This window comes from Microcoleus sp. SVA1B4, assembly GCF_036700545.1.
Classification (GTDB): Bacteria; Cyanobacteriota; Cyanobacteriia; order Cyanobacteriales; family Microcoleaceae; genus Microcoleus.
Window position 1 is genome coordinate 66214 of the sequence record NZ_JAUBPB010000011.1, and the last position, 20641, is coordinate 86854.

At 44.7% G+C, this 20641-nt stretch carries 21 protein-coding genes and 1 pseudogene; 13 read left to right on the forward strand and 9 right to left on the reverse strand.

Going from position 1 to position 20641, the window contains the following annotated elements:
- The first annotated feature begins 110 nt into the window (after positions 1-110).
- The 6 genes and pseudogenes from QT987_RS07890 to QT987_RS07915 all read left to right on the forward strand — a co-directional run bounded on the left by QT987_RS07890 (position 111) and on the right by QT987_RS07915 (position 7567).
- Positions 111-1343: an AAA family ATPase gene (locus tag QT987_RS07890; protein WP_333055313.1), complete on the forward strand. Its 1233-nt coding sequence runs from the start codon at positions 111-113 to the stop codon at positions 1341-1343.
- A gap of 148 nt (positions 1344-1491) precedes the next feature.
- On the forward strand, positions 1492-1890 hold the full coding sequence (gene psb27, locus QT987_RS07895; protein ID WP_333238771.1) for a photosystem II protein Psb27: 399 nt from the start codon (positions 1492-1494) through the stop codon (positions 1888-1890).
- A gap of 448 nt (positions 1891-2338) precedes the next feature.
- The gene (locus QT987_RS07900; RefSeq protein ID WP_333238773.1) at positions 2339-3982 is read left to right on the forward strand and encodes a family 10 glycosylhydrolase; all 1644 of its coding nucleotides are present in this window, start codon (positions 2339-2341) and stop codon (positions 3980-3982) included.
- A gap of 499 nt (positions 3983-4481) precedes the next feature.
- A pseudogene (locus tag QT987_RS07905) lies at positions 4482-5501 on the forward strand (IS4 family transposase).
- 91 nt (positions 5502-5592) lie between these two features.
- Complete coding sequence (locus QT987_RS07910) at positions 5593-6216, forward strand: restriction endonuclease subunit R (protein WP_333238775.1); 624 nt, start codon at positions 5593-5595, stop codon at positions 6214-6216.
- A 73-nt stretch (positions 6217-6289) separates the two neighbouring features.
- Positions 6290-7567: a bifunctional sterol desaturase/short chain dehydrogenase gene (locus QT987_RS07915; protein ID WP_333238777.1), complete on the forward strand. Its 1278-nt coding sequence runs from the start codon at positions 6290-6292 to the stop codon at positions 7565-7567.
- A gap of 148 nt (positions 7568-7715) precedes the next feature.
- Here QT987_RS07915 and QT987_RS07920 read toward each other — a convergent pair whose 3' ends face one another.
- Positions 7716-8315 (reverse strand): glyoxalase-like domain protein, encoded by a 600-nt coding sequence (locus QT987_RS07920; RefSeq protein WP_333238779.1) that lies wholly within the window; start codon positions 8313-8315, stop codon positions 7716-7718.
- A gap of 120 nt (positions 8316-8435) precedes the next feature.
- On the opposite strand from QT987_RS07920, the gene QT987_RS07925 reads away from it, so the two are divergent.
- Positions 8436-8840: a gamma-glutamylcyclotransferase gene (locus tag QT987_RS07925; protein WP_333238781.1), complete on the forward strand. Its 405-nt coding sequence runs from the start codon at positions 8436-8438 to the stop codon at positions 8838-8840.
- A gap of 20 nt (positions 8841-8860) precedes the next feature.
- Here the strand turns inward: QT987_RS07925 and QT987_RS07930 are convergent, their stop codons facing one another.
- From QT987_RS07930 to QT987_RS07940, 3 genes are read right to left on the reverse strand one after another with little or no spacing between them, the layout of a single operon-like run.
- Positions 8861-9580, reverse strand: coding sequence for a response regulator transcription factor (locus tag QT987_RS07930; RefSeq protein WP_333238783.1), 720 nt, complete (start codon positions 9578-9580; stop codon positions 8861-8863).
- Between the two features lie 59 nt (positions 9581-9639).
- Positions 9640-9912, reverse strand: coding sequence for an ATP-binding protein (locus QT987_RS07935; RefSeq protein WP_333238785.1), 273 nt, complete (start codon positions 9910-9912; stop codon positions 9640-9642).
- Positions 9888-10232, reverse strand: a complete 345-nt coding sequence (locus QT987_RS07940; protein WP_333238787.1) for a hypothetical protein — start codon at positions 10230-10232, stop codon at positions 9888-9890. The genes QT987_RS07935 and QT987_RS07940 overlap by 25 nt, the downstream gene beginning before the upstream one ends.
- A 222-nt stretch (positions 10233-10454) precedes the next feature.
- Here QT987_RS07940 and QT987_RS07945 point away from each other — a divergent pair, with 222 nt between their 5' ends.
- The 4 genes from QT987_RS07945 to QT987_RS07960 all read left to right on the forward strand — a co-directional run bounded on the left by QT987_RS07945 (position 10455) and on the right by QT987_RS07960 (position 13804).
- On the forward strand, positions 10455-12980 hold the full coding sequence (locus tag QT987_RS07945) for an NACHT domain-containing NTPase (protein ID WP_333238789.1): 2526 nt from the start codon (positions 10455-10457) through the stop codon (positions 12978-12980).
- A gap of 88 nt (positions 12981-13068) precedes the next feature.
- Positions 13069-13350 carry a type II toxin-antitoxin system ParD family antitoxin gene (locus QT987_RS07950; protein WP_333055324.1) on the forward strand — a complete coding sequence of 94 codons (282 nt, stop codon included), beginning with the start codon at positions 13069-13071 and terminating at the stop codon, positions 13348-13350.
- Complete coding sequence (locus tag QT987_RS07955) at positions 13347-13649, forward strand: type II toxin-antitoxin system RelE/ParE family toxin (protein WP_333238791.1); 303 nt, start codon at positions 13347-13349, stop codon at positions 13647-13649. Before QT987_RS07950 ends, QT987_RS07955 begins: the two co-directional genes overlap by 4 nt.
- On the forward strand, positions 13646-13804 hold the full coding sequence (locus QT987_RS07960; protein ID WP_333238793.1) for an NACHT C-terminal helical domain 2-containing protein: 159 nt from the start codon (positions 13646-13648) through the stop codon (positions 13802-13804). The genes QT987_RS07955 and QT987_RS07960 overlap by 4 nt, the downstream gene beginning before the upstream one ends.
- 186 nt (positions 13805-13990) lie before the next feature.
- On the opposite strand, the gene QT987_RS07965 is transcribed toward QT987_RS07960, so the two are convergent.
- From QT987_RS07965 to QT987_RS07975, 3 genes are all read right to left on the reverse strand, one after another.
- Positions 13991-14578 carry a zf-HC2 domain-containing protein gene (locus QT987_RS07965; RefSeq protein WP_333238795.1) on the reverse strand — a complete coding sequence of 196 codons (588 nt, stop codon included), beginning with the start codon at positions 14576-14578 and terminating at the stop codon, positions 13991-13993.
- 139 nt (positions 14579-14717) lie between these two features.
- Positions 14718-15377: a sigma-70 family RNA polymerase sigma factor gene (locus QT987_RS07970; protein WP_041622468.1), complete on the reverse strand. Its 660-nt coding sequence runs from the start codon at positions 15375-15377 to the stop codon at positions 14718-14720.
- A 93-nt stretch (positions 15378-15470) separates the two neighbouring features.
- Entirely contained in the window at positions 15471-15962 is a 492-nt protein-coding gene (locus QT987_RS07975; protein WP_333228440.1) for a molybdenum cofactor biosynthesis protein MoaE, read from the reverse strand.
- 636 nt (positions 15963-16598) lie between these two features.
- Here QT987_RS07975 and QT987_RS07980 point away from each other — a divergent pair.
- Entirely contained in the window at positions 16599-17003 is a 405-nt protein-coding gene (locus tag QT987_RS07980; RefSeq protein ID WP_333055329.1) for an SH3 domain-containing protein, read from the forward strand.
- Between the two features lie 280 nt (positions 17004-17283).
- On the opposite strand, the gene QT987_RS07985 is transcribed toward QT987_RS07980, so the two are convergent.
- Positions 17284-18264, reverse strand: a complete 981-nt coding sequence (locus QT987_RS07985) for an aspartate carbamoyltransferase catalytic subunit (RefSeq protein ID WP_333238798.1) — start codon at positions 18262-18264, stop codon at positions 17284-17286.
- A gap of 639 nt (positions 18265-18903) precedes the next feature.
- On the opposite strand from QT987_RS07985, the gene QT987_RS07990 reads away from it, so the two are divergent.
- Complete coding sequence (locus QT987_RS07990; protein WP_193973492.1) at positions 18904-19122, forward strand: DUF4327 family protein; 219 nt, start codon at positions 18904-18906, stop codon at positions 19120-19122.
- Positions 19123-19315: 193 nt separating this feature from the next.
- Here the strand turns inward: QT987_RS07990 and QT987_RS07995 are convergent, their stop codons facing one another.
- Positions 19316-20557 (reverse strand): protein kinase domain-containing protein, encoded by a 1242-nt coding sequence (locus QT987_RS07995; protein WP_333238800.1) that lies wholly within the window; start codon positions 20555-20557, stop codon positions 19316-19318.
- Positions 20558-20641: the final 84 nt, after the last annotated feature.

Consider the following 20641-nt stretch of genomic DNA (forward strand, 5'->3'; position numbering starts at 1 on the left):
ATTACGAATTACCAATTACCAATTACCAATTACCAATTAGGAATTACGAATTACGAATTACGAATTACGAATTACGAATTACCAATTACCAATTACCAATTACTAATATTATGTATTTGAAAACGCTGCACCTACGGCAGTTTCGGAACTACTTCGATCAAAAGGTAGCGTTTGACGCTCCCAAAACCATTTTAGTAGGAAATAACGCTCAAGGAAAATCTAACTTATTAGAAGCGGTAGAGTTGCTTTCTACATTAAAAAGCCACCGGGTAGGGCGCGATCGCGATTTAATACTCGACTCAAAGCCGATCGGGCAAATTGATGCTACACTCGAACGTCAAACCGGAGCGATCGACTTAGCTTTAACTCTTCGCTCAGGGGCGCGTCGGACACTGAAGCTCAACGGTGAACCGCTGCGCCGCCATTTAGACTTTTTGAGCGTCTTAAATGTAGTGCAATTTTCTTGTTTGGATTTGGACTTAGTGCGGGGCGGGCCCGAAGGAAGGCGTAATTGGATCGATCGCCTAGTCATCCAGTTAGAACCGATTTACGCTCACATTTTGCAGCAGTACAACCAAATTTTGCGCCAGCGAAACGCTCTGTTGAAACGTTCTAAAGAAATCAGGAAAGCGGAATTTTCCGACAGTTTTGACAAGATGCGATTTATTGCACCCGAAAGTCCCGAACCAGAAAATACAGAAGACTTACCAATTCCCAATTCCCAATTCCCAATTCCCAGTTCAGAATTAGCTTTGTGGGACGCGCAGTTGGCGACAGCGGGCGCTCGCGTTATCCGCAGGCGCGATCGAATTTTGGAGCGTTTGATGCCTTTAGCTCGAAATTGGCACCGTTCAATTAGCGGTTCAGCAGAAGTTTTAGATGTAAAATACGATGCTAATATTGAAGTAAGTTCAGAATTTATCGCTAAAGACAATCTCGAAGGAGTGCGGCAAGCATTTTTAGAGAAAATTCAAAAAAGGGCGATCGCAGAACAGTTTCAAGGAACCACTTTAGTCGGCCCTCACCGCGACGACATTACATTTACCATTAACAATACCCCAGCTCGTCAATACGCATCCCAAGGTCAGCAGCGAACTCTGGTATTAGCATTAAAATTAGCCGAATTGCAGCTTATTGAAGAAGTCGTCGGCGAAGCGCCTTTACTGTTGCTAGACGACGTACTTGCAGAACTCGATCTGAGCCGCCAAAATCAACTTTTAGAAACAATTCAAGAACGATTTCAAACTCTGATTACTACAACTCACTTAGGCGCTTTTGATGCTCAGTGGCTGCGACAAACCCAAATTCTCTCCGTCGTTGCTGGACAAATCAATCGATTTTAGATTTTAGATTTTAGATTTTAGATTGACAAATTTTATGTTTCATGGTATCGATGCAAAGATTTTGAAAAATTGGCATTATTACCTCCATTCGAGATAGGATAAAGGTTAATTTTGATTGCAGCTTTCGCTTCCATTTTTCTTAACCCTTATGAAGCATTACATTTCCCGTCTGTTAGCCCTGGTATTAGTTCTTGTCATCGGCGTAGCGGGCTGTACCAATGTTCCGGCCACTCTGAGTGGAGATTATGGCCAAGACACATTAGCATTAGTGAACAGCTTGAGAACAGCGCTCACTTTGCCAGAGGGCACGCCGGAAAAAGCAGCCGCTCAAGCCAAGGCTCGCACAAGTATCAACGATTTTTTTGCTGAATACCGCCGCGATCCCGCTCTTACCAAGCTGGCCTCTTTCACGACAATGCGGACGGCATTAAACTCTTTGGCCGGACATTACAGTTCCTATCCAAACCGTCCCGTTCCTGAAAAATTGAAAAAGCGCCTTGAGTCAGAATTTCAGCAGATTGAAGCTGCTCTTAACAGAGGAGCTTAATCTCAAAATTTAGGATCAAGGATAAATTTTAATAATTCATCTTTCATCCTTGATATTTGAGTGTTAACAATTTTTAGTAGAAATATCAACTGCTTTTAGCGCCCACTGTATGCAGGCGCTTTTTTATGCAGCATTTAGGGAAAAAACACTGAAACATTAAACTGGATATGATTTCAATTCCGGGATTTTTACCCATTTTATTCTTTAGTATGTTAGAGAGGGACTTCGTTTGTAGAATAGCGGTTTCAAGTGGCGAGTCTTATCTTGCCTGCCGTTATTCGAGCACATAATATAAATAGCCGCCAGATAGAATTTGCATTGTGCGATCGACTTGTGCCATAACTAAGTCAACGGAAAAAAGTAGAAAATTTGTAGCTGCTTGTTGAGCGCGATCGCAAAAATGCGATCGTCACCCAATTAAAACCAAAAAACCCCATTCAATTCTCCCATGAAAATTGCACCAACTCGCATCGCGAATTTGCAACACCAGCGACGCTTTTTAAGTGCGGTAACTGCTGTTTTAACCAGTAGCTTCATCAGCCAGCTTGTTTGGCCATTTATCGGAAATCAAGCAGCTTTTGCCCAAACATCAGCCTATTGCCAATTATCCCAAGAACAGGTCAATCAAAAAGAAGACTTGCGCCGCGCCGCCCTGTCAGGAAAACGGGAATCTCAGCAAGCATATTTTGCTGTTTTGAACAAACACGCGCGGGAAATAGCAGAATGCCGTAAAAAAACTTGGCCCGAAACCCAAGCAGTTTGGCTGCGTTTGTATCCCTGCGATGTCAGACCCGGAGAACTCGATCGAGTATTAGACAAAGTTGTGAATAAAGGCTACAACCAAGTCTATGTCGAAGTGTTTTACGATGGTCAAGTGCTTCTCCCAGTTGCAGACAATCCTACGGCTTGGCCTTCTGTTGTGAGAAATCGCGGTTACGAGAAATACGACTTGTTAGAAAAGGCGATCGCCAAAGGCAAACAACGAGGTTTAAAAGTATACGCCTGGTTATTTACCATGAACTTTGGCTATAGCTATGCTCAGCGTCCAGACAGACAGCAAACCCTCGCTATCAACGGTAAAAATCAGACAAGTTTAATAGTAAGCGAAGACGCAGCAATTAACCAGGACTTCGGAGAAGTTCCGGGCAATCAAGCCTTTATCGATCCGTACAACCCACAAGCACGGCAAGACTATACTTTGTTAGTAAATCAAATAGTCAAGCGCAAGCCCCAAGGAATGTTATTCGACTACATTCGCTATCTAAGGGGCATCGGGCCCGCTTCAGTTGCTACCAAAGTTCAAGACTTGTGGATTTACGGCCCAGCATCGCAGCAAGTTCTTTTGCAGCGGGCTAGCAATCAGCAAGGGCGAGATTTAATTCAGCGATATTTGACTAAGGGATTTATCAATCCTAATGACGTTCAAGCAGTAGTCAAACAGTATCCAACTGAGCGAGAACCTCTTTGGCAGGGTCGAATTCCGCAGGCGATGTCAGTAGCAACTCCACCTTCTAGAAGCCAGAATGCCGCATCAAGATCGGCCTCAACAAATCCCGCCCCTAACAAGCCAAACCCTGCAACTCCCACACCAAAACCGACACCGCGACTTCCCGATACCGGCACTCTGCAAAAAGACCTGTGGAAACTGAGTGTTGCTCACGCAGTCCAAGGGATTTTAGATTTTTTGGGAATAGCAATTCAACCCGCTCAAAGGATGGGAATTCCTGTAGGAGCAGTGTTTTTTCCCACTGCAAATCAAGCGATAAATCAAGGGGGATATGATTCGAGATTGCAGCCTTGGGACACCTTTCCGGCTGCAATGGAATTCCACGCCATGTCTTACGGAAATTGCGGGGATGTAAGCTGCATTGTCCCACAAGTGCAGCGGACTGTAAGTTTAGCGCCTCCGGGAGCAAAAATCATTCCTGCCATTGCTGGAGATTGGGGAAAACCTCTGAAAAATCGGCCGTCTTTGGAGATTCAAATGCAGGCAATTCGCTCGGCGACGCCGCAAATTAATGCGGTAAGTCATTTTGCTTTTGGGTGGCAAGAACCGGAGGATGAAAGGGCACGGCAAACTTGCCGATTGTAGATATATTCCTGGACGCACAGGGTGTCATCACCTTGTTTTATGGTTGCGGAGCCTAAAAGCGTAGATTTTGGATCAATAAACCGGGTTTTTCTATCGGAATCGGCTGCGAACCACGATTGATTTGCCTAAAAAAACCCGGTTTTTGCCTCAGTATTGATTGAGTGCGATCGACCTTTTGCAAAAAAAATAATTTACCCAACTTTTAAGCTAGCTGAACAATCAGGCATAATGAGATTGTTCAAAAATTGTTGCAAATGCAAGCTGGACAAAAACAGCGAATTGCCGATCGCAAATCCCAATGAACAGACATCTGGGCCAAATTAACTTACTCAGAATTTCATCGGCGTTCATTTGCGTTCATCTGCGGTTAAAAACCCCAATTTTGCTAAACTTATTAATAACCATAAACCCCAGAAGTGTTGAATGATAGGAAAAAATTGCTAAAATTGGCCCAACAATGTATAATTGCAGAGTTATAAATTATTAATAATCAACTGAAATGCTATTTTCTAACTTCCCCAAAATTGTCAAACGGTATCTCGCCCATTTACCCAAAGATGATTATCCAGTTTTAGATAGCTTCACATTTGTCTCCTGCTGGCTAGGGTTTAGTTTTGACCAAAGTCTGGATACTATGCGTTCCCTATTTTCCCGTTTAAACAGTCGAGATATTTCCCTAGATATATCAACTTTTTCAAAGGCTAGTAAGCATAGAGATATTGATGTTTTTGTAAAAATCTTTGAAAGATTGCAAGGGGATCTAAAACGTCAATTAATCAGCAAAGATAGAATGAGTTTATTTCCTTTAGATTCAACGATAGTTACGTTAACAAGTAAATTACTATGGCAACAGGAATATCATCAAGTAAAATTATTTGCTGGAACGGACAATAAACGGGAAATAATTGATGGAGTACACATTCATTTTGGTCAAGGTCATGACAGTCAGTAGGTCGATGAAACCATAGCAGCCACACCTCAAAATGGAGTTGCTGTAATGGATAGAGGTTTTTCTAGTTCTGAACGTGTTCAAGCATTGATGAAAAAAGAAAATCAATATTTTGTACTACGAATTAAAAATAATTCTACTATCAACATGAAGGAAGATGGAACTTATGAAGTGTGGAGTGACGAACGAAAAGTTAAAGTAAGATTAGTGACTTTTTCAGATTTAGAAACACGGACTGAATTTAGGTTTGTGACTAATTTGCCTGAATCAGGAGAATTAGCATATACCAATGAAGAAATTGGAGAAATTTATCGAAGACGATGGCAGATTGAATTGCTGTGGAAATTCTTAAAAATGCATTTAAAATTGGCTCGTCTAATTACTAAAAATACTAATGGAATTAAGATCCAAATCTATGCCTGTTTGATTTGTTATTTGTTGCTTCAGTTAGTTGAAGTTCCTGATATTATTGGAAATAAACTCTTAGACAACTTACGATATTTACAGGCTTTTATGTGTGAGAAAATCAGCTATATTCACTGGTTTAAGGAACTTGTTTTTAATTGCTGAAATCAGCAGTTTATAGGATTCGTATGTCTATTTTCAGAATCCTATCAAATAAGCATTCAACACTTCTGCATAAACCCCTTTATTAATCATCATGCAAAAACTACAAGCAAGAGATATCAACCTCCGCTATCTAATCGATAACTTCGGCTTACAGCGAGTTCGCAACAGCGAATTTTTCCGAGAATGGCAAGAAAACTTACCCGAAGTAACCGACTCAGAAAAACAATTGCTCGATCGCGTCCAAGACATATACTTCAACTTGGTAGACAACCCGCCTGTATTGGAAAATGCAGTCAAGCTAACAATCATCAGCCCTATTTTGTTTATTGCGGGTCTTTATGAGTCTCCTTTTCAAGTCAAAGCCGAAAAGTCGAGATCCATTCAAGAGGAAGACGAAGGCAGAATCATCGAAGGCAGAATAGATATCCTAATTATGAAAGCAAACTTGTGGGTGACAGTAATTGAATCCAAACAACTTTCCTTTTCAACTGACGAAGCACTTGCCCAACTCCTGACATATATGCTCGCCGAGCCCGATCCAGAAACTCCTACTTTTGGGATGATTTCCACAGGTGCTAACTTCTCTTTTGTCAAGTTAGTTAGAGGCGAAACTCCCCAGTATGCCCGCTCTGCTGAATTTGTTATTTCCAATCCCGGCAATGAATTGTACCGGGTTTTGCAGATTTTAAAACGCCTGAGTCAACTGCCAGACTAGCAATAAAAGCCATTTTGAGTTATCTTTCAAAGCAGACAATCTCTAATATCTCAAATTTCAAACTAATGTGAGCATGGTAAATTACTGGATAGTCGGCGCTGTGGCAATAGCTTCTGTCTGCTGGGCAGAAATAATACGAGATTTTTATCACGTCGTGTCCCATTATTGGGCCCCCCTGCAAAAGCTGCACACTTGGCATCACCGCGTTTTCCGCCCGAATTTGACCCCCGTCAGCGAGACAATTTACAAGCAAGCACACTGGCGTCACGACGTGCCCGAAGGTGTGGCGATGATGGTTTTGGGCTTGTTGCTGTGGGTTGTAGCTTATTTTGGGCTACCGGAATATCACTGGGGCGCAGCAGCGGGTTGTATTTATACTTTAGGCTTTTTGTTGAGCGCGATCGCCCGCGCGTGCGGCATCAAAGGTGCAGACGAATTAACCGACATCACCCACCAACCGGGAGACTTCCTGACTCCCCCTGGCAAGTGGTTAGTTAATAAACCTTATCACTGGCGGCATCACTTCGACAATCAAAATGCTTACTATTGCGGTACTTTCACCTTAATAGATAAACTTATGGGTACAGCACTTTCTCTCAAAGGCAAAACTGTAGCCGTCACCGGTGCATCGGGAACTTTAGGACGTTTGCTTCTCAAACACCTGCACAAAGCTGGTGCAAAAGTTATCGCCCTCACATCTGGAAATCAAACAATTACTTTGAATATTGACGGCGAAAATTTGCCTGTAAAAACCATAAATTGGCAAATAGGTCAAGAGGCAGATTTAGCAGAATTATTAGAAAAAGTCGATATTCTCGTCATCAATCACGGAATTAACGTACAGGGAGAAAGAACAGGAGAGGCGATCGCCAACTCATACGAAATTAACACTTTTTCCGCGTGGCGGCTGATGGAACTCTTTTTCTTAACAGTCCGCACTAACGAAAACATCGCTTGCAAAGAAGTCTGGATCAACACTTCCGAAGCAGAAGTAATTCCCGCTGTCAGTCCCTTATACGAACTCAGCAAACGCGCCCTGGGAGATTTAGTCACCCTGCGCCGGCTAGACGCGCCCTGCATCGTTCGCAAACTGATTTTAGGGCCGTTTAAAAGCAATTTAAACCCGATCGGCATTATGTCTCCCGACTGGGTAGCGCAGCAAGTTGTCAAACAAGCTAAAGCTGATGCGCGGAATATCATCGTGACAATTAATCCTTTGACTTTTATCGTTTTTCCAGTCAAAGAGTTTTTTGTTTCTCTCTACTTCCAAATTTTCAGCCGGAAAGCGATTTCAGAGATAAAGGAAGCTGCGGCATCTGAAAAATCTAGCGCGGAAGCAAAGATTAATTAAGAGACAAGAAACCCGGTTTTTTCAGATAAACCGGGTTTCTAACTTGGGATGTAATACCAAATTCGGCTTTAATAGCCGTTTTATTCTTTGATTCCTCTCTGCGGGAACTAAAGTTTGTGTAGGATCGGTTTCAAGCGCCGAGTCTTATCTAATTACTAACCTCAGCCATTTCAATCACGCGGCCGTCGTAATCCTTGACCAAAAAATTTAGCGGCTTTTCCCGGCGAATTTTATAACTAATGCCGCGAGTTTGTACCCTCATCAATAGCTGATCCAAACAATCGCGATCGAAACAAACGTGACGCGGGCGATTTTTTTCCCCTACACCGGCGCCGCTAATAATGTGCAGTTGGGTATTTTTCATCAACTGATACCACAAACCATCGGGACTCCCCATCGTTTGAGAGCTCGCTGCCCTCCCGACATTCGGCGACAAATACAGCGGATCGATACCTGTTGTGCCCAAAGTTTGCTCGTAATTGTAGTAGTAGTGCAGCGGCACTTCTGCTACTGGCAGGTTTAGCATACCTTCATAGAACTCCCTCGCTTGTCCGAGATCCGATACCATCACCGTGTGTACCTTCGGAGCACTGGTGAGAAACATCCACATCGCCCCCGCATAGGCCGCCAGCAGCATCACCATAATCCCTTGAGTCGAAAACAAGCTGTCCAGGGGCAGGGACGGCAAAAAAGAGCTCAAGTACAAAGGCCCAAGTCCAAAAGCAATAAAACTAACTGCTAGAGTCATGAATTATAAGAAAGGGTAAACAACGAAATTTATCAAGATTGCAGTCGCGATCGCCCGCGAGACTTAAACTATTAGCTTAGCCATCTATGTTAGCAAAAACTAGCGGTTAGGCCCTACCCGATGAAAGTCTTTGTCTACGGCACTCTCAAACCGGGGGAGTGCAACTACCTCCGCTACTGCGAAGGAAAAGTTGTGAATGCTTACCCCGCGATCGCCCGCGGTCAACTTTTTGCCCTGCCGATCGGCTATCCTGCGATGATGGCCGGAGATGGCACAGTCTGCGGTTTTCTCCTCTGTTTCGCAAACTCGGCTATTTTGGCCGATTTAGATCGATTGGAAGACTATCATCCGCTGCGGGAACCGACACAAAACGAATATCAGCGGCAGGAAATCGAAATCTTCGATCGATACCTCAAACCTTTAGGCACGGCTTGGGCTTACTTCATGTTACCCGATCGCGTTCGTTCCCTAGGAGGCATCTGGCTGCCCCACGGCACGTGGGAAAATCGGTTTTTCACCAAATAAAGTGGTTAATGCCGATGAGCTTAGGAAATAGCCCTTGCAGTGCGATTCGGCGGCTCGAACCTGTAACCGTAACCCCGAATAGTTTTAATAAACTGCGACCCCGTAGCATCAACTTGAATCATTTTCTTGCGAATCTGACCGATATGCACGCTAACAAGTTGCTTTTCTCCTGTGTCGTCGCAGTTCCACCCCCAGATTTTTTCGATTAGCTGTTGGCGACTCCAAGATTGATTGGAATGACTAGCCAAAAAATACAAAATATTAAATTCCAAGGCTGTTAACTTGATAGTGCGATCGTTGAGTGTTGCTTCCCGACGCGCTGAATCGATCGCGAACCGATCGAATACAATACGTGATGAAGTGACAGGCCTCATCCGTCTCAACACAACTTCTATACGAATTGCCAACTCCGCCAGTCCAAAGGGTTTGCAGATATAGTCATCAGCACCTGCAGACAGGACTTTAAGTCGATCGGCTTCGTCTGTGCGGCTGCTTAGCATAATCACAAAAACATTAGTACGGCGCTGCATTTCCTGGCAGAGGTGATAGCCTGTAGTATCCGGCAAATTCCAATCAAGAACGACTAGCAGTGGCTTTAATTTCTCAAACAATGTTAAAGCCGTCTCGCCATCTGCTGCCGAATCTACTTGATATTTCTGATTTAAAAAGCGATGAACTAGAGTGCGGATGGATGGGTCATCATCCACCACAAGAATCTTGGGAGTAGTATCAGTAGTCATACCAAAAAAGTTTCTTTTTCTTGTCAATTGAAAGCTGGGAATTACAGAACAGCTTTACTTTAGTCAAGCATAAACCCCAGCTCGCTCCAAATAGCTGGTAATTCTTCAATCAACTTAGCTTGGAGGTCGAAAGGCTCTCCCATATCCCAAATTTTGACTTCTAGGCGTTCGCTAAATACGGTTATTTCAAGGTTGATCGGAGTTTCAAAGGGCAGATTTTTGTGGGCGTGGCGAACAGCATTTGTAAACCCTTCGATCGTAGCAAGTTTGCACTGCTGCAAAACTGCTTCGGGAATGGGTAGATACTCTAAAAAAACTGCTCGACCCACCATAAAACTTGCGTAACACTCTTGAGGTCAGTATTTAGTTGCAAATGGATTGTTTTAATTCGATGAGGATAAATCGGATAAAAGTCTCGATTTTGTCTTTTTTTTAATCCCAAATTAAAACTGTTTAACAAACCAACTGCCCGATTCAAATAACCAGATTGATTGGTCTGCTGGGCTGGTATTATACCTGGATGAAAACTTTTCACAATTAACAGACAGTTTCGCTGGTCACAAGTGCGTGTATAGCTTAGCTTATCGGCAATTTTGCTAATAAGTTTTATGCCGATACCACGGGAGGGAATTTCATTGAAATTATTGCTCATCTTGCTATCCTTCCTCATCATTTAATAGGTATTTTTTAGACACACAAGAGACTGGCATTCTGAAGGATTAATTTTGCATGATTTATGTCTGAATTTTCGCCTGTGCCGTGCAGTTGCTGTCAGGAACATTTTCTCTTGGTTGCTGGGGTCTTGACAAACTCAGTTTGCGATCGCTAAACTGATCTAAAATTGACATTGACAATTAAAGAAGTAAATTATATAATGACGACCCTCAAAGCCTCTGAGGAGGGATTAGTAAAAATTAAGCAAGCTAGAAGAGAAAGGGGCTCGACTATAGAAGACCCCAGATGGCTAGTAGAAGCTAGTCAAACATTAGAACCCGATCGAACTTGGACAGAAGCCGGGCCCTATGCCGATGGCCTGTCTCTACCAACTTGGAGGCGTTTTTTAGGAGGAAGAGAACCCATTAAAGCTAATGCTTTCAAGGCTTTCTGCACGGTTTTGCAGTTGAATTGGGAAGAAATTGTCGATCGTCCTCCTTTAGCCCTCCCTTACCAAGGGGGGGTTGGGGGGGTTAAAGATTTTTGCCAACAGCATATTGATTCGGTAGTGCAAGAAATACGGCAAAAATGCCACACCAAAATCCAACAGCTTTACAGCAAAATGCAACTGTTGGATATTGCACAGCCCGTTGATGTCAGCAACCTCTACGTTGAAGTCAACATTTTGGAGGAAATTACCAGTTGGCAGCCCGGAGAAATTCGCGATTTACTCAGAGACTTCAACCCAGATGCGGATAACTTTAACCGCTTGGGATTGGGTAAAGTACGCCAGAAACGAGTCCCTGGATTGGATGCGGTGAAATCTCACTCTAAACTGATGGTACTCGGCAAACCTGGTTCCGGTAAAACTACCTTTTTGAAACACATTGCCATTCAGTGCGATCACGCAAAATTTGAAGCCAACAAAATACCGATTTTTATCCCTCTGAAAACCTTTGCTGAAATACCTAATCTTGACTTATTAGAATATATCAGCAACGAACTTGCCAGTTGGGGAGTTGAGGCGCGACCGCAAACTGAATTCGTACTCAGTCAAGGCAGAGGCTTGATTTTATTGGACGGCTTAGATGAAGTGCGAGAATCTGATAGCGATGCAGTCGTCCGACATATTCGTCAGTTTGTCCAAAAGTATTACAACAATCAGTTTATTATTACCTGTCGAATTGCCGCTTCTAAGTACAGATTTCACGACGAAGCCTTTACCTGTGTTGAGGTAGCAGATTTTAATAATAAGCAAATCGCTGCCTTTGCTCGCAATTGGTTTGTGGCATTTTCCCAGAATATGGAGGCAGGGAAAGCTTTAGCATCTCAATTTGTAGAGAAGCTGAAACTGCAAAAAAATCAGCAAATCAAAGAACTGGCAGTAACGCCTATCTTGTTGAATCTGACTTGTTTAGTATTCCAAGCCCAAGCAGATTTCCCATCCAACCGAGCCAACTTGTATGAGGAAGGACTGGAAATTATGCTCAGAAAATGGGATGAAACTAGAGGCATTCAACGGGATGAAGTTTATCGAGATTTGAATTTGTGCCGCAAGAAACATTTACTTGCTTTTGTGGCAGCTATTACTTTTGATCGGGGCGATTACTTTATTGAAAAGAATCAAATCCAACAAGTGATTGCCGACTATCTGGCTAACTTGCCCGATGGCAGAACTGACCCCGTTCAGTTGGAGAACCATAGTGAGGTTGTGCTGAAGGCAATCGAGGCACAACATGGCTTATTAGTGGAGAGGGCAAGAGGGATTTATTCGTTTTCTCATCTAACATTCCAAGAGTATTTTAAGGCTAGAGAAATAGTTAACAATTCCGATCCACAAGCTTTGGAGAAACTGGTCAGCCACCTGACCGAGAAGCGTTGGCGAGAAGTATTGTTATTAGCAGTTGGGATGTTGCAAAAAGCTGATGAGTTGTTGATGTTAATCAAACAGCAAGTTGATGAGCTGGTCGCTGAGGATGAGCAGTTGCAGCAGTTCCTAATGTGGGTAAAAAATAAATCTTTTTCCATTAAGGCTCCTTATAAACCATCAGCTATCCGCGCTTTTTATCTGGGTCGAGAGGTAGAGCGCGTTAGTAACCCTCGTTCTAACTTAAATTTTGACTTAAATTTGATCCGTATTCTTGGTTATGCCATTGACCCTACCTTTAAACCACCCCTTGAACTTTTTTTCTTGGACTTTACTTCTTATTATGACAATGAACGTGACTCTGGCTTGGCTACTGAACGCCACTCTGACTTGGCTACTGATATGGTTCTTGATGTTGCAATGGTCTATGCAATTGACCTTAATATTCCCTATACTTATGCTGCAGGCTCAGGTCGCAATCTTCTCTCTATCCTCGCCTTTACTCTCAATTTAAATCTGGAACCAGAATTGAAGCAATCTCTGCAACAACTCAGAGACCAACTATATGATTCAGCATATACAAACAGAGTACAGGAGTGGTGGAGAAGCGAGCGCGAGTGGTGGAATGCTAAAGGTAAAGATTGGACTCAGCAATTAAGAACTGTGATGATTAAATATCGCAATATAGGTCACGATTGGCAATTTAGCGAACAACAAAATTCATTGCTAAGGAAGTATTACGATGCTAATAAATTGCTGGTAGATTGCCTCAATAGTGGTTGTAATGTATCTCCTGCTGTGCGGCAGGAAATTGAGGAGACATTGCTGTTGCCGATCGCAAATATCCAAAAAATCGGTGACAAGTGCGATCGAGTTTAATTGATCGCCCTCGCCCTCCCCTTCGCCTTTACACGGAGAGAGCCACTGGAAATGATATAATGGCTAAAAGTTATTAGAAGTAAAGCGTATGAACATTACTCTAAAACCTGACCATAATAAATTCATTGAAGCCCAAGTCAAAAGTGGCAAGTATTCTTCGGTGGATGAGGTAATTGCTGCGGCCTTGGAACTACTCGCAGACAGAAGCGATCGGCAACAGAGCGATCGTTATCAAGAATGGGTCGATGAAACTCGTCCAAAAGTAGCGGCCGGACTAGCTCAGCTTGAACGCGGCGAAGGAATTGATGGGGAGATAGTTATAGCTAGATTGCGGGAAAAATTTCGCAAAATGCGGGAAAATCAACAATGAGCCGCTACATTATTTCCCCTGAAGCCAGTCGCGATCTCAATGAAATTACCGATTACTTTGCAACTAGGAATATAGATGCAGGTGAACAATTTGTTGAAGACTTTGATAAAAAGTGTCGTAATTTAGTTAAGTTCCCCAATATAGGGCGCAGTTACGAAGAACTAGCTCCTTCTGTGCGGGGAATTCCTATCAGGGGTTACATAATTCTTTATCGGGCACTGGACAACTTAATTGAAATTGTTCGGATCGTGAGGGGAGAACGGGATTTACCTTCTCTATTTTCTGATGATGACGAGTGAAATTGCTGGTATATTGCCTCAATAGCGCTTCTAATGTATCTCCTGCTGTGCGGCAGGAAATTGAGGAGGCATTGCTGTTGCCGATCGCACATCTGCAAAAAACCGATGACAAGTGCGTGAAGCGAAGCTATCCCGTAGGGAATCGCCCGCTCTAATTCCACTCGCTACCTACTCGCATATTAAGATGCGATCGCCCCACAATTCGTCATTCAAAGGCGGGAAAATGTCAACGGATATATCACCTTAAAAAACTGGGAAAAACAGCAAAAAGCCCCCTTTTTTAGGGAGCTTAGCAACTTTCGTTATTGCTCAAAACAGAAATCCTACTGCGCCTTTAGCAATTACTTTTGAGGGGTTGCTACACCAACTTTGGGAATATCCACGATCGGTGCATTCACCCCAAGCATCAAATCATTGGGATTAACCATCTCCACCAGAGGCTCGTTTAAAGCCATCATCAAACCGTCAGATTCAGCAGGAACGGGCGATCGAGCAAACTGAGGAGCAAACAATTGGCGGCCGCCACCGACACCGGACACCACCGCAACCAACAAAGCTGCGATCGCACCTCCACCCAAAATCCAAGTTTGTTTCGGCTTGCGTTCCACCCGCTGCAAAACCTTCGTCGCCAACTCCTGTGCAGATTGTTGTGCAGCAGGCACCGGCATTGCCTGAAAGCTCTGCTGCATCATCAGCAGTCGCGAGTACAAACGCTTCGTAGTGGGGTCATTTGTCAGCCACTCCTCAACTTGCCGGCGTTCTGTCGCCGTCACTTCACCGTCGAGGTAGGCACTTAGCAATTCAAAGCGATCGCGCATCATAGTAGTTACATTGCCCTGGGCATAATTGTTGTTAACTTGATTTTGGGCGAGTGAATCCCCGACGCCTTGCTGATTTTGATTTTTATCGGATTCAAAGTTACCCTTCATATTTCACACTTGCTCTAATTGGGGAATCACGCACTCGCTATTAGAATGATTTACTGCTTATTTATATTTTAAAATAGAAGTTTTGATGTCACAGCAAACTTCATCAAATCTTCTTAACCCGCCTCTGAAATTACTCTTGCTAATTACCATCAAGATATTTTTGCAATTCCAACTGCAATCTTTGGCGAGCTCTAGCAATTCTCGACTTGACAGTTCCCAGAGAAACTCCGGTCATTTCGGCTATTTCCTCATAGGCTAAACCTTCTATTTCTCTCAAAACAATGGTAGTGCGGAAGACTTCCGGCAAATCTGCGATCGCCACCCGCAACTGGTCGTAAAATTCTCTCGTCGTCAAATCTTCATCAGGCCCCGGACTGTCTGCCGGAATTTCCCAATCAACCTCGCCATCTTCCAGAGTACGAGGTACGTCGAGCGACAGCGGAGTTCGCACCCGTTTGCGCTTCCGCAACTCATCGTAAAACAAATTAGTGGCGATGCGGCTCAGCCAGCCCCGAAATTTAACAGGCTCTTGCAAGCGGTTAATATTGCGGTAGACCCGAATCCACACTTCCTGAGCCAAGTCTGCTCTGTCTTGCCAGTCAGGGGCCAAGTGATAGAGAACCCTGTCTACGTGGGACTGATACCGCTTCAACAGTTCTGAAAAGGCCGTGGTCTCAGGTCGATTTCCTTCCTGACACCGCAACACCAAGTCATAATTAGAGAGTTTTTCGGCTGGCAATTGCACTCTTTGAACGGTCGCCACAACCGCAGACCAGGACACGGAAATAAAGTCGCTCATCGGTGGAATTGGCTCATCGAACATTCCACACTTTTTGACGTTAGGAGATCGTAACAAGTTCCCCTCTTCTATCTCAAATCTCAAATCGATTGACTAATGCCCGACAACCTCGCACGCTCCAATACTAACCCAACTGCTAGAACCGTCGGCCCAATGTTCCTTTTTCCAAATCGGTACATTGTGTTTGAGCGTATCTATGGCGTACTGGCAAGCTGCAAAGGCCGAGTCCCGGTGGGGACAGCCAACAGCCACCAGTACGCTGATTTCGCCCACCTGCAAGTGTCCGACGCGGTGGTGAATGGCGACCCGATTGACATCGGCCCACTGGCGGCGGATTTCAGTAGCAATTTGCTGGAATACTCTCACGGCCATCGGTTCGTAGGCTTGATATTCTAGGGAAACTACAGCTTGACCGTCAGTTTGGTTGCGGACTGTACCGCTCATCATTACCACCGCTCCGTTCGCGGGGTCATCTGCCAAAGCGTATATTTCCTCTACAGACAACGGCGCTAAGGTAATGGCGAAGCTGTCTGATTCATGGCGTTGAGGAATTGTGCCGATCGAAAGTGCAGCGAAGGAGTTCATTGCGAAAGAATTGGTGCTGGAGAAGTTAATTGATCTTGACACAAATCAAGTCGCGATGGATTTGTCTTGCATTCTTGTCGGGGACATAGGGCGACTAATCTTGAGACCCATCTTGTAGCACGGGCGAGGGCCCGACGCCATCGCCCCGAACTTCTGCACCAGTGCGATCGGCTACACTATGACTGGCCCGAAACAAATTAATATCGTGATTGAAGACGAGCCGGATGCTTGTTCGATCGAATTAACTGCCGATATTGCTGTAGCAATTCAATAAATCAGCACCAAAATAAGTAGTGTCATTCGCAACTCAGTACAAGCAATTTCCAACCCCAATCGATAACTTCGTTCCCTTTTGAATGAAACAGTTAAGTTTAATTGAGCCCGGAGTTCCGATCCGCGTCTGCAAAATTTTGAGCAGTCGATGTAAACTTTATTTATTTTTTTGTTCCGGAAAGCTACATCAATGACATGATATACCTGTGCAGGGTTCAGGAAAATTAGCCAATACTCGGCAACAGCAAGACCTTAACGCCCTTTTGTGGCTTTTATGAAACATAAGTTAATAATTTGGGCTGTTAATTGAGGTTTTGACCTGAGTCTGCACCAATAAAGGTTAACAACAATCACGAGGAAACTATGGAAGCACTAGCATTGAGCCACTCTTTTGTTGCTTATGAATCTCCAGAGTCCGAACTCCAAGTCAAGTCGTTAGACCAACTGGGCTTGAAAATTCCTAATTCTGCATGGATAGGCGTTGCAGGTATGGCAGTAGCCCTATCTGTTCTGAGTGTCGGTGGCGAAGCCCAGGCAGCAGGTTGCTACCGCAAACACTGTGGCCATCGCGCCCATCACGGTCATCACAACTACGCCAAAGTTGTCACCAATGGGGGCCGACTGAATATCCGCAACCGCCCCAGTAGCTGTTCTCATGTAATCGGCAAGTTATATCGTGGAGACCACGTAAAATTAACCGGTCGTTACAAAAACGGCTGGGCACAAGTCAAAGGTGGCGGCTGGGTATCTGCGTCCTGGCTTTCCTAACTCTTAACTAGAGCACTTGACATTTCTAGAAAGAGTTTTAATCGTTACCCGGCCATACTGGGTAACGATTATTGTAAAGAGGCGATCGATCCTGAAAATCATGGAATATCCGAAATTCATGACCACGAATTTCAAAGGTGGTATCAAGCCCCCGGATTTATCCGTGGAATCAATCCAAAATCGAAAATCGAAAATCCTCAAGAAAGAGCATTTATCTCGCGCAAGTCAATCGAAAATCCAAAATCCAAAATCTAAAATCGATTGACTAACAACTAATAGCCTAAACTTTACCGCCACCGATTAGATAAAGTAATGCCATCCGCACCGCCACGCCACTGGTAACTTGCTGAGAAATCAGGCTAAACTGGGCATCGTCCATCAAATCCGAACTAATTTCTACGCCACGGTTAACCGGGCCTGGGTGCAACACTTTCACATCCGGCTTGCAGAGTTTCAGTCGATCGCGCGTAATCCCGTACAAAGAATGGTACTCTCGTAAACTCGGCAGCAAATGGTCGCTCATCCGTTCCTTTTGCAGCCGCAAAGTCATCACAAAATCAGCATCAGCCAAAGCAGGTTCAAGCTGCCAGTGCAAAAATAACTTGCCTTTCCTACCATCGCCACACTCAGCAAACAACAGCGGCAGCAAAGTCGGCGGCCCGGCCAAATGAACCTCTGCCCCAGAAGCCGTTAAACTCCAAATATTAGACCTAGCCACCCGCGAATGCAAGATATCGCCCACCACAGCAATTTTTTTGCCCGCTAAAAGTTCCAGCCGCGGATTTTCGTTATCTAACAGAACACAAATAGTAAATAAGTCTAGCAAACCTTGCGATGGGTGTTCGTGCTGGCCGTCTCCAGCATTGAGAACGCTGACTCTTGACCCCAAGCGATCCATTTCCGAAGCAATCGTGCTGGGAACTCCAGCTTGTTCGTGCCGGATTACCATCAAATCCGTTCCCATCGCCAGATAAGTCTTAGCCGTATCCAGAATAGTCTCCCCCTTCGTTAGAGAAGAACTTCCAGGGGTAAAATTCAGCGTATCCGCTGACAGCCGTTTCGCCGCCAACTCAAAACTATTGCGAGTCCGGGTAGAAGGTTCAAAAAACAAATTCGCGACCACTTGACCCTGCAGGGCCGGCACTTTCTTCGTGCGGCGGCCGAGCACATCCCGAAAACTGGCTGCTGTTTGCAGCACCGTATCGTATTCGTCCGAGGTAAAATCAGCCAGAGTGAGAATGTGTCGCCTTGTCCAAGTCATACAATTTTAGATTTGAGATTTGAGATTTTAGATGGACTCAATCAGGACGGACGATGGGTTTGGAACTTGCTGGTACGCCCGCTGTGCTGTCGCCTTTGAATGTTCGATCGACATTTAGGGGTGGCGATCAACAGTATCCAACAATTTTCGATCGCTTTTGCGGTCAGTAGAGTTATAATCGGTTTATGTAGTTCACATCCCACTCTCACAGCGAACCCAGCGTCGAAGGTGAAACAGGTGTGGTTTACCCGCAGGAAAGCGGAAATTACGCTGTAGCAGCGAAAGCGCAGTAGTTGCAGTTTCTCCTACGCAAACTCAGCCTTTTCCAGAACAAGCCGAGCGCAGCCCTTGCATCTACTACTATGTGGAAACAATTGAGGCGGCAAACCTTCCACTGCCGATCGACAGCATACAGTGCGACATTTCACAGATGATTAATTCTTTGAAGTCGGTCTTGACTATTCAGTCTTGCTTATAGGGCCTTGTCAAAACGAACAGTGTTGAGATACAAGTTGAATATGTAGCTTCCCGACTAAAATCTACACGTATCTTGGCTAGACTGTTCTTGGCGAAACTGCGATAAAGAGTGTGCGCTGGGAAGTGGTAATTACACAAGATTTAAACAATTCAAGAGGTATTATGAGCCAGAAGGTGATACAGCCGATGGTTAAGTTCCAGCGTCAGGTGCATTCTCTCGTCACGTCTGACATTATCAAGCCCACAGACAGTATTTGGAAAATTGCTCTGCTTTACGGCGACGAATGGCCGTACTGGAAACAGCAATTGCTAGAGTTTGATTTTTCTATGCAAGACCCCGTGAGCGAATTGATAGCTGTAGAAGCTTGGGACGAAGAATAACAGAGGAGACGGAGGACTGGGGTGTCGGAGAGAAATTTTGAGGCGATCGGGTAAATTTTCTTTCATAAATTTCCGTTGCTAAATTCTTCCCTCTTCCCTCTTCCCTTTGCTCTGTTCCTAATGACTAATGACTAATGACTAATGACTAATGACTAATGACTAATGACCAATGACTAATGACTTCTGACTTCTATTAAAGGGAAGCTGCTAAAGCTCGAGCTAATTGTTGAGCAGTTTGAAAGCGATCCCCAGGCTTAGCTGCCGTGGTTCGCAAAATGGTGTCCCGCAGCTTGGGAGCGATCGTCGGAATATTTTCGAGCTTAAAGCCGTAACCTCCAGCTATTTTCCCGTAAAAGTTTTGAGGGCTTTGGGCCGTTAGCAAAAAAATTAAAGTAGGCCCAATAGCATATAAATCCGACTGAGGGAGAGGCTGTCCCCGGTCTTGTTCTGGTGCGGTGTAGCCTTCAACGCCGATGCGAGTGCCCGGAGGAGTGCCGATTTCTTTAACGGCGCCAAAATCCAGCACTGTAATGCAATTGTCGCGGTGGCGCACCAGCAAATTAGCAGGTTTAATATCCCGATGGACGATCGGGGGTTTTTGAGAGTGAATGTAGTCCAAAACCTCACAGGTTTGGATCATCCACTCTATTGCTTGTTGGGGAGCAACAGGGCCGCGGTTGTAGATGCGTTTTTCTAAATCCTCGCCGTGGAGCATTTCCATCACCAAGTATTTTTTACCCCCTTCCACAAAAAAGTCAAAAAACTGAGGAATTCCCCGATGGTGGAGGGCCTTGAGAGTTTTAGCTTCACGTTCAAACAGTTCTTGAGCTTTGGCGATTTGAGCCATATCAGCATTCATTTCCTTGAGGACTACCAGAGAAGCGGCGGGGGAACTTCCGGGTTGTTGAGCTTTCGCTTTCTCTCGATCCCAGGCTAAAGTCGTTGTCCCCATACCGCCTTGGCCCAAAGTTCTTAGCACTTGGTAGTGACGCACCGTGCGATCGACTTTAATCGGTTCGCCGCAGTGGATGCAGAATAAATTCCCCGGCGGGTTTCCCACGTGGGTACACCTTGGTGGCACAAGATTGACGTTGGGGTTCGCCTCAATCTTGCCCCCGAGTTCAATAGTAATCACTTGGAAATGCAGAATTGGGCCGCCCCGCGCCAACTGGATCAGGGCACCGTCGGATATCCAACCCTGAGACATGAGAATACCGTTAACCAAAGTGCCATTTGTCCCCGAATTGACTAAGTACCACTGACTGGATCTCCCGTTATTAACTCTTTGCAATTCCAGATGCTGCCGCGACACTAGAGCATTGGGGATCACAACGTGATTGTCTGGAGAGCGGCCAATGCGAATAATGGATTCGCTCTGGAAACTCCACTGTTGCAGGGGGGTTTGTTTTTCTGGATCTAAAAGAGTCAGCAGCATTTTCGATTGATGTGGTTGAACTCCCTGATGTGGCAGTGAGAGTGGGCGGGAATTTACAGATTTGGGGCGTAGGGCTTTGAAAAA

Excerpts from the sequence above, each read along its gene's own strand:
- QT987_RS07970 (WP_041622468.1), bottom strand. The coding sequence starts at position 15,377 with ATGAGCGACTTTATTTCCGTGTCCTGGTCTGCGGTTGTGGCGACCGTT.
- QT987_RS07965 (WP_333238795.1), bottom strand. The coding sequence starts at position 14,578 with ATGAAGGGTAACTTTGAATCCGATAAAAATCAAAATCAGCAAGGCGTC.
- QT987_RS07980 (WP_333055329.1), top strand. The coding sequence starts at position 16,599 with ATGGAAGCACTAGCATTGAGCCACTCTTTTGTTGCTTATGAATCTCCA.
- QT987_RS07930 (WP_333238783.1), bottom strand. The coding sequence starts at position 9,580 with ATGACTACTGATACTACTCCCAAGATTCTTGTGGTGGATGATGACCCA.
- QT987_RS07955 (WP_333238791.1), top strand. The coding sequence starts at position 13,347 with ATGAGCCGCTACATTATTTCCCCTGAAGCCAGTCGCGATCTCAATGAA.
- QT987_RS07990 (WP_193973492.1), top strand. The coding sequence starts at position 18,904 with ATGAGCCAGAAGGTGATACAGCCGATGGTTAAGTTCCAGCGTCAGGTG.
- QT987_RS07890 (WP_333055313.1), top strand. The coding sequence starts at position 111 with ATGTATTTGAAAACGCTGCACCTACGGCAGTTTCGGAACTACTTCGAT.
- QT987_RS07910 (WP_333238775.1), top strand. The coding sequence starts at position 5,593 with ATGCAAAAACTACAAGCAAGAGATATCAACCTCCGCTATCTAATCGAT.
- QT987_RS07935 (WP_333238785.1), bottom strand. The coding sequence starts at position 9,912 with ATGGTGGGTCGAGCAGTTTTTTTAGAGTATCTACCCATTCCCGAAGCA.
- QT987_RS07995 (WP_333238800.1), bottom strand. The coding sequence starts at position 20,557 with ATGCTGCTGACTCTTTTAGATCCAGAAAAACAAACCCCCCTGCAACAG.
- psb27 (WP_333238771.1), top strand. The coding sequence starts at position 1,492 with ATGAAGCATTACATTTCCCGTCTGTTAGCCCTGGTATTAGTTCTTGTC.
- QT987_RS07900 (WP_333238773.1), top strand. The coding sequence starts at position 2,339 with ATGAAAATTGCACCAACTCGCATCGCGAATTTGCAACACCAGCGACGC.
- QT987_RS07920 (WP_333238779.1), bottom strand. The coding sequence starts at position 8,315 with ATGACTCTAGCAGTTAGTTTTATTGCTTTTGGACTTGGGCCTTTGTAC.
- QT987_RS07975 (WP_333228440.1), bottom strand. The coding sequence starts at position 15,962 with ATGAACTCCTTCGCTGCACTTTCGATCGGCACAATTCCTCAACGCCAT.
- QT987_RS07925 (WP_333238781.1), top strand. The coding sequence starts at position 8,436 with ATGAAAGTCTTTGTCTACGGCACTCTCAAACCGGGGGAGTGCAACTAC.
- QT987_RS07940 (WP_333238787.1), bottom strand. The coding sequence starts at position 10,232 with ATGAGCAATAATTTCAATGAAATTCCCTCCCGTGGTATCGGCATAAAA.
- QT987_RS07985 (WP_333238798.1), bottom strand. The coding sequence starts at position 18,264 with ATGACTTGGACAAGGCGACACATTCTCACTCTGGCTGATTTTACCTCG.
- QT987_RS07950 (WP_333055324.1), top strand. The coding sequence starts at position 13,069 with ATGAACATTACTCTAAAACCTGACCATAATAAATTCATTGAAGCCCAA.
- QT987_RS07915 (WP_333238777.1), top strand. The coding sequence starts at position 6,290 with ATGGTAAATTACTGGATAGTCGGCGCTGTGGCAATAGCTTCTGTCTGC.
- QT987_RS07945 (WP_333238789.1), top strand. The coding sequence starts at position 10,455 with ATGACGACCCTCAAAGCCTCTGAGGAGGGATTAGTAAAAATTAAGCAA.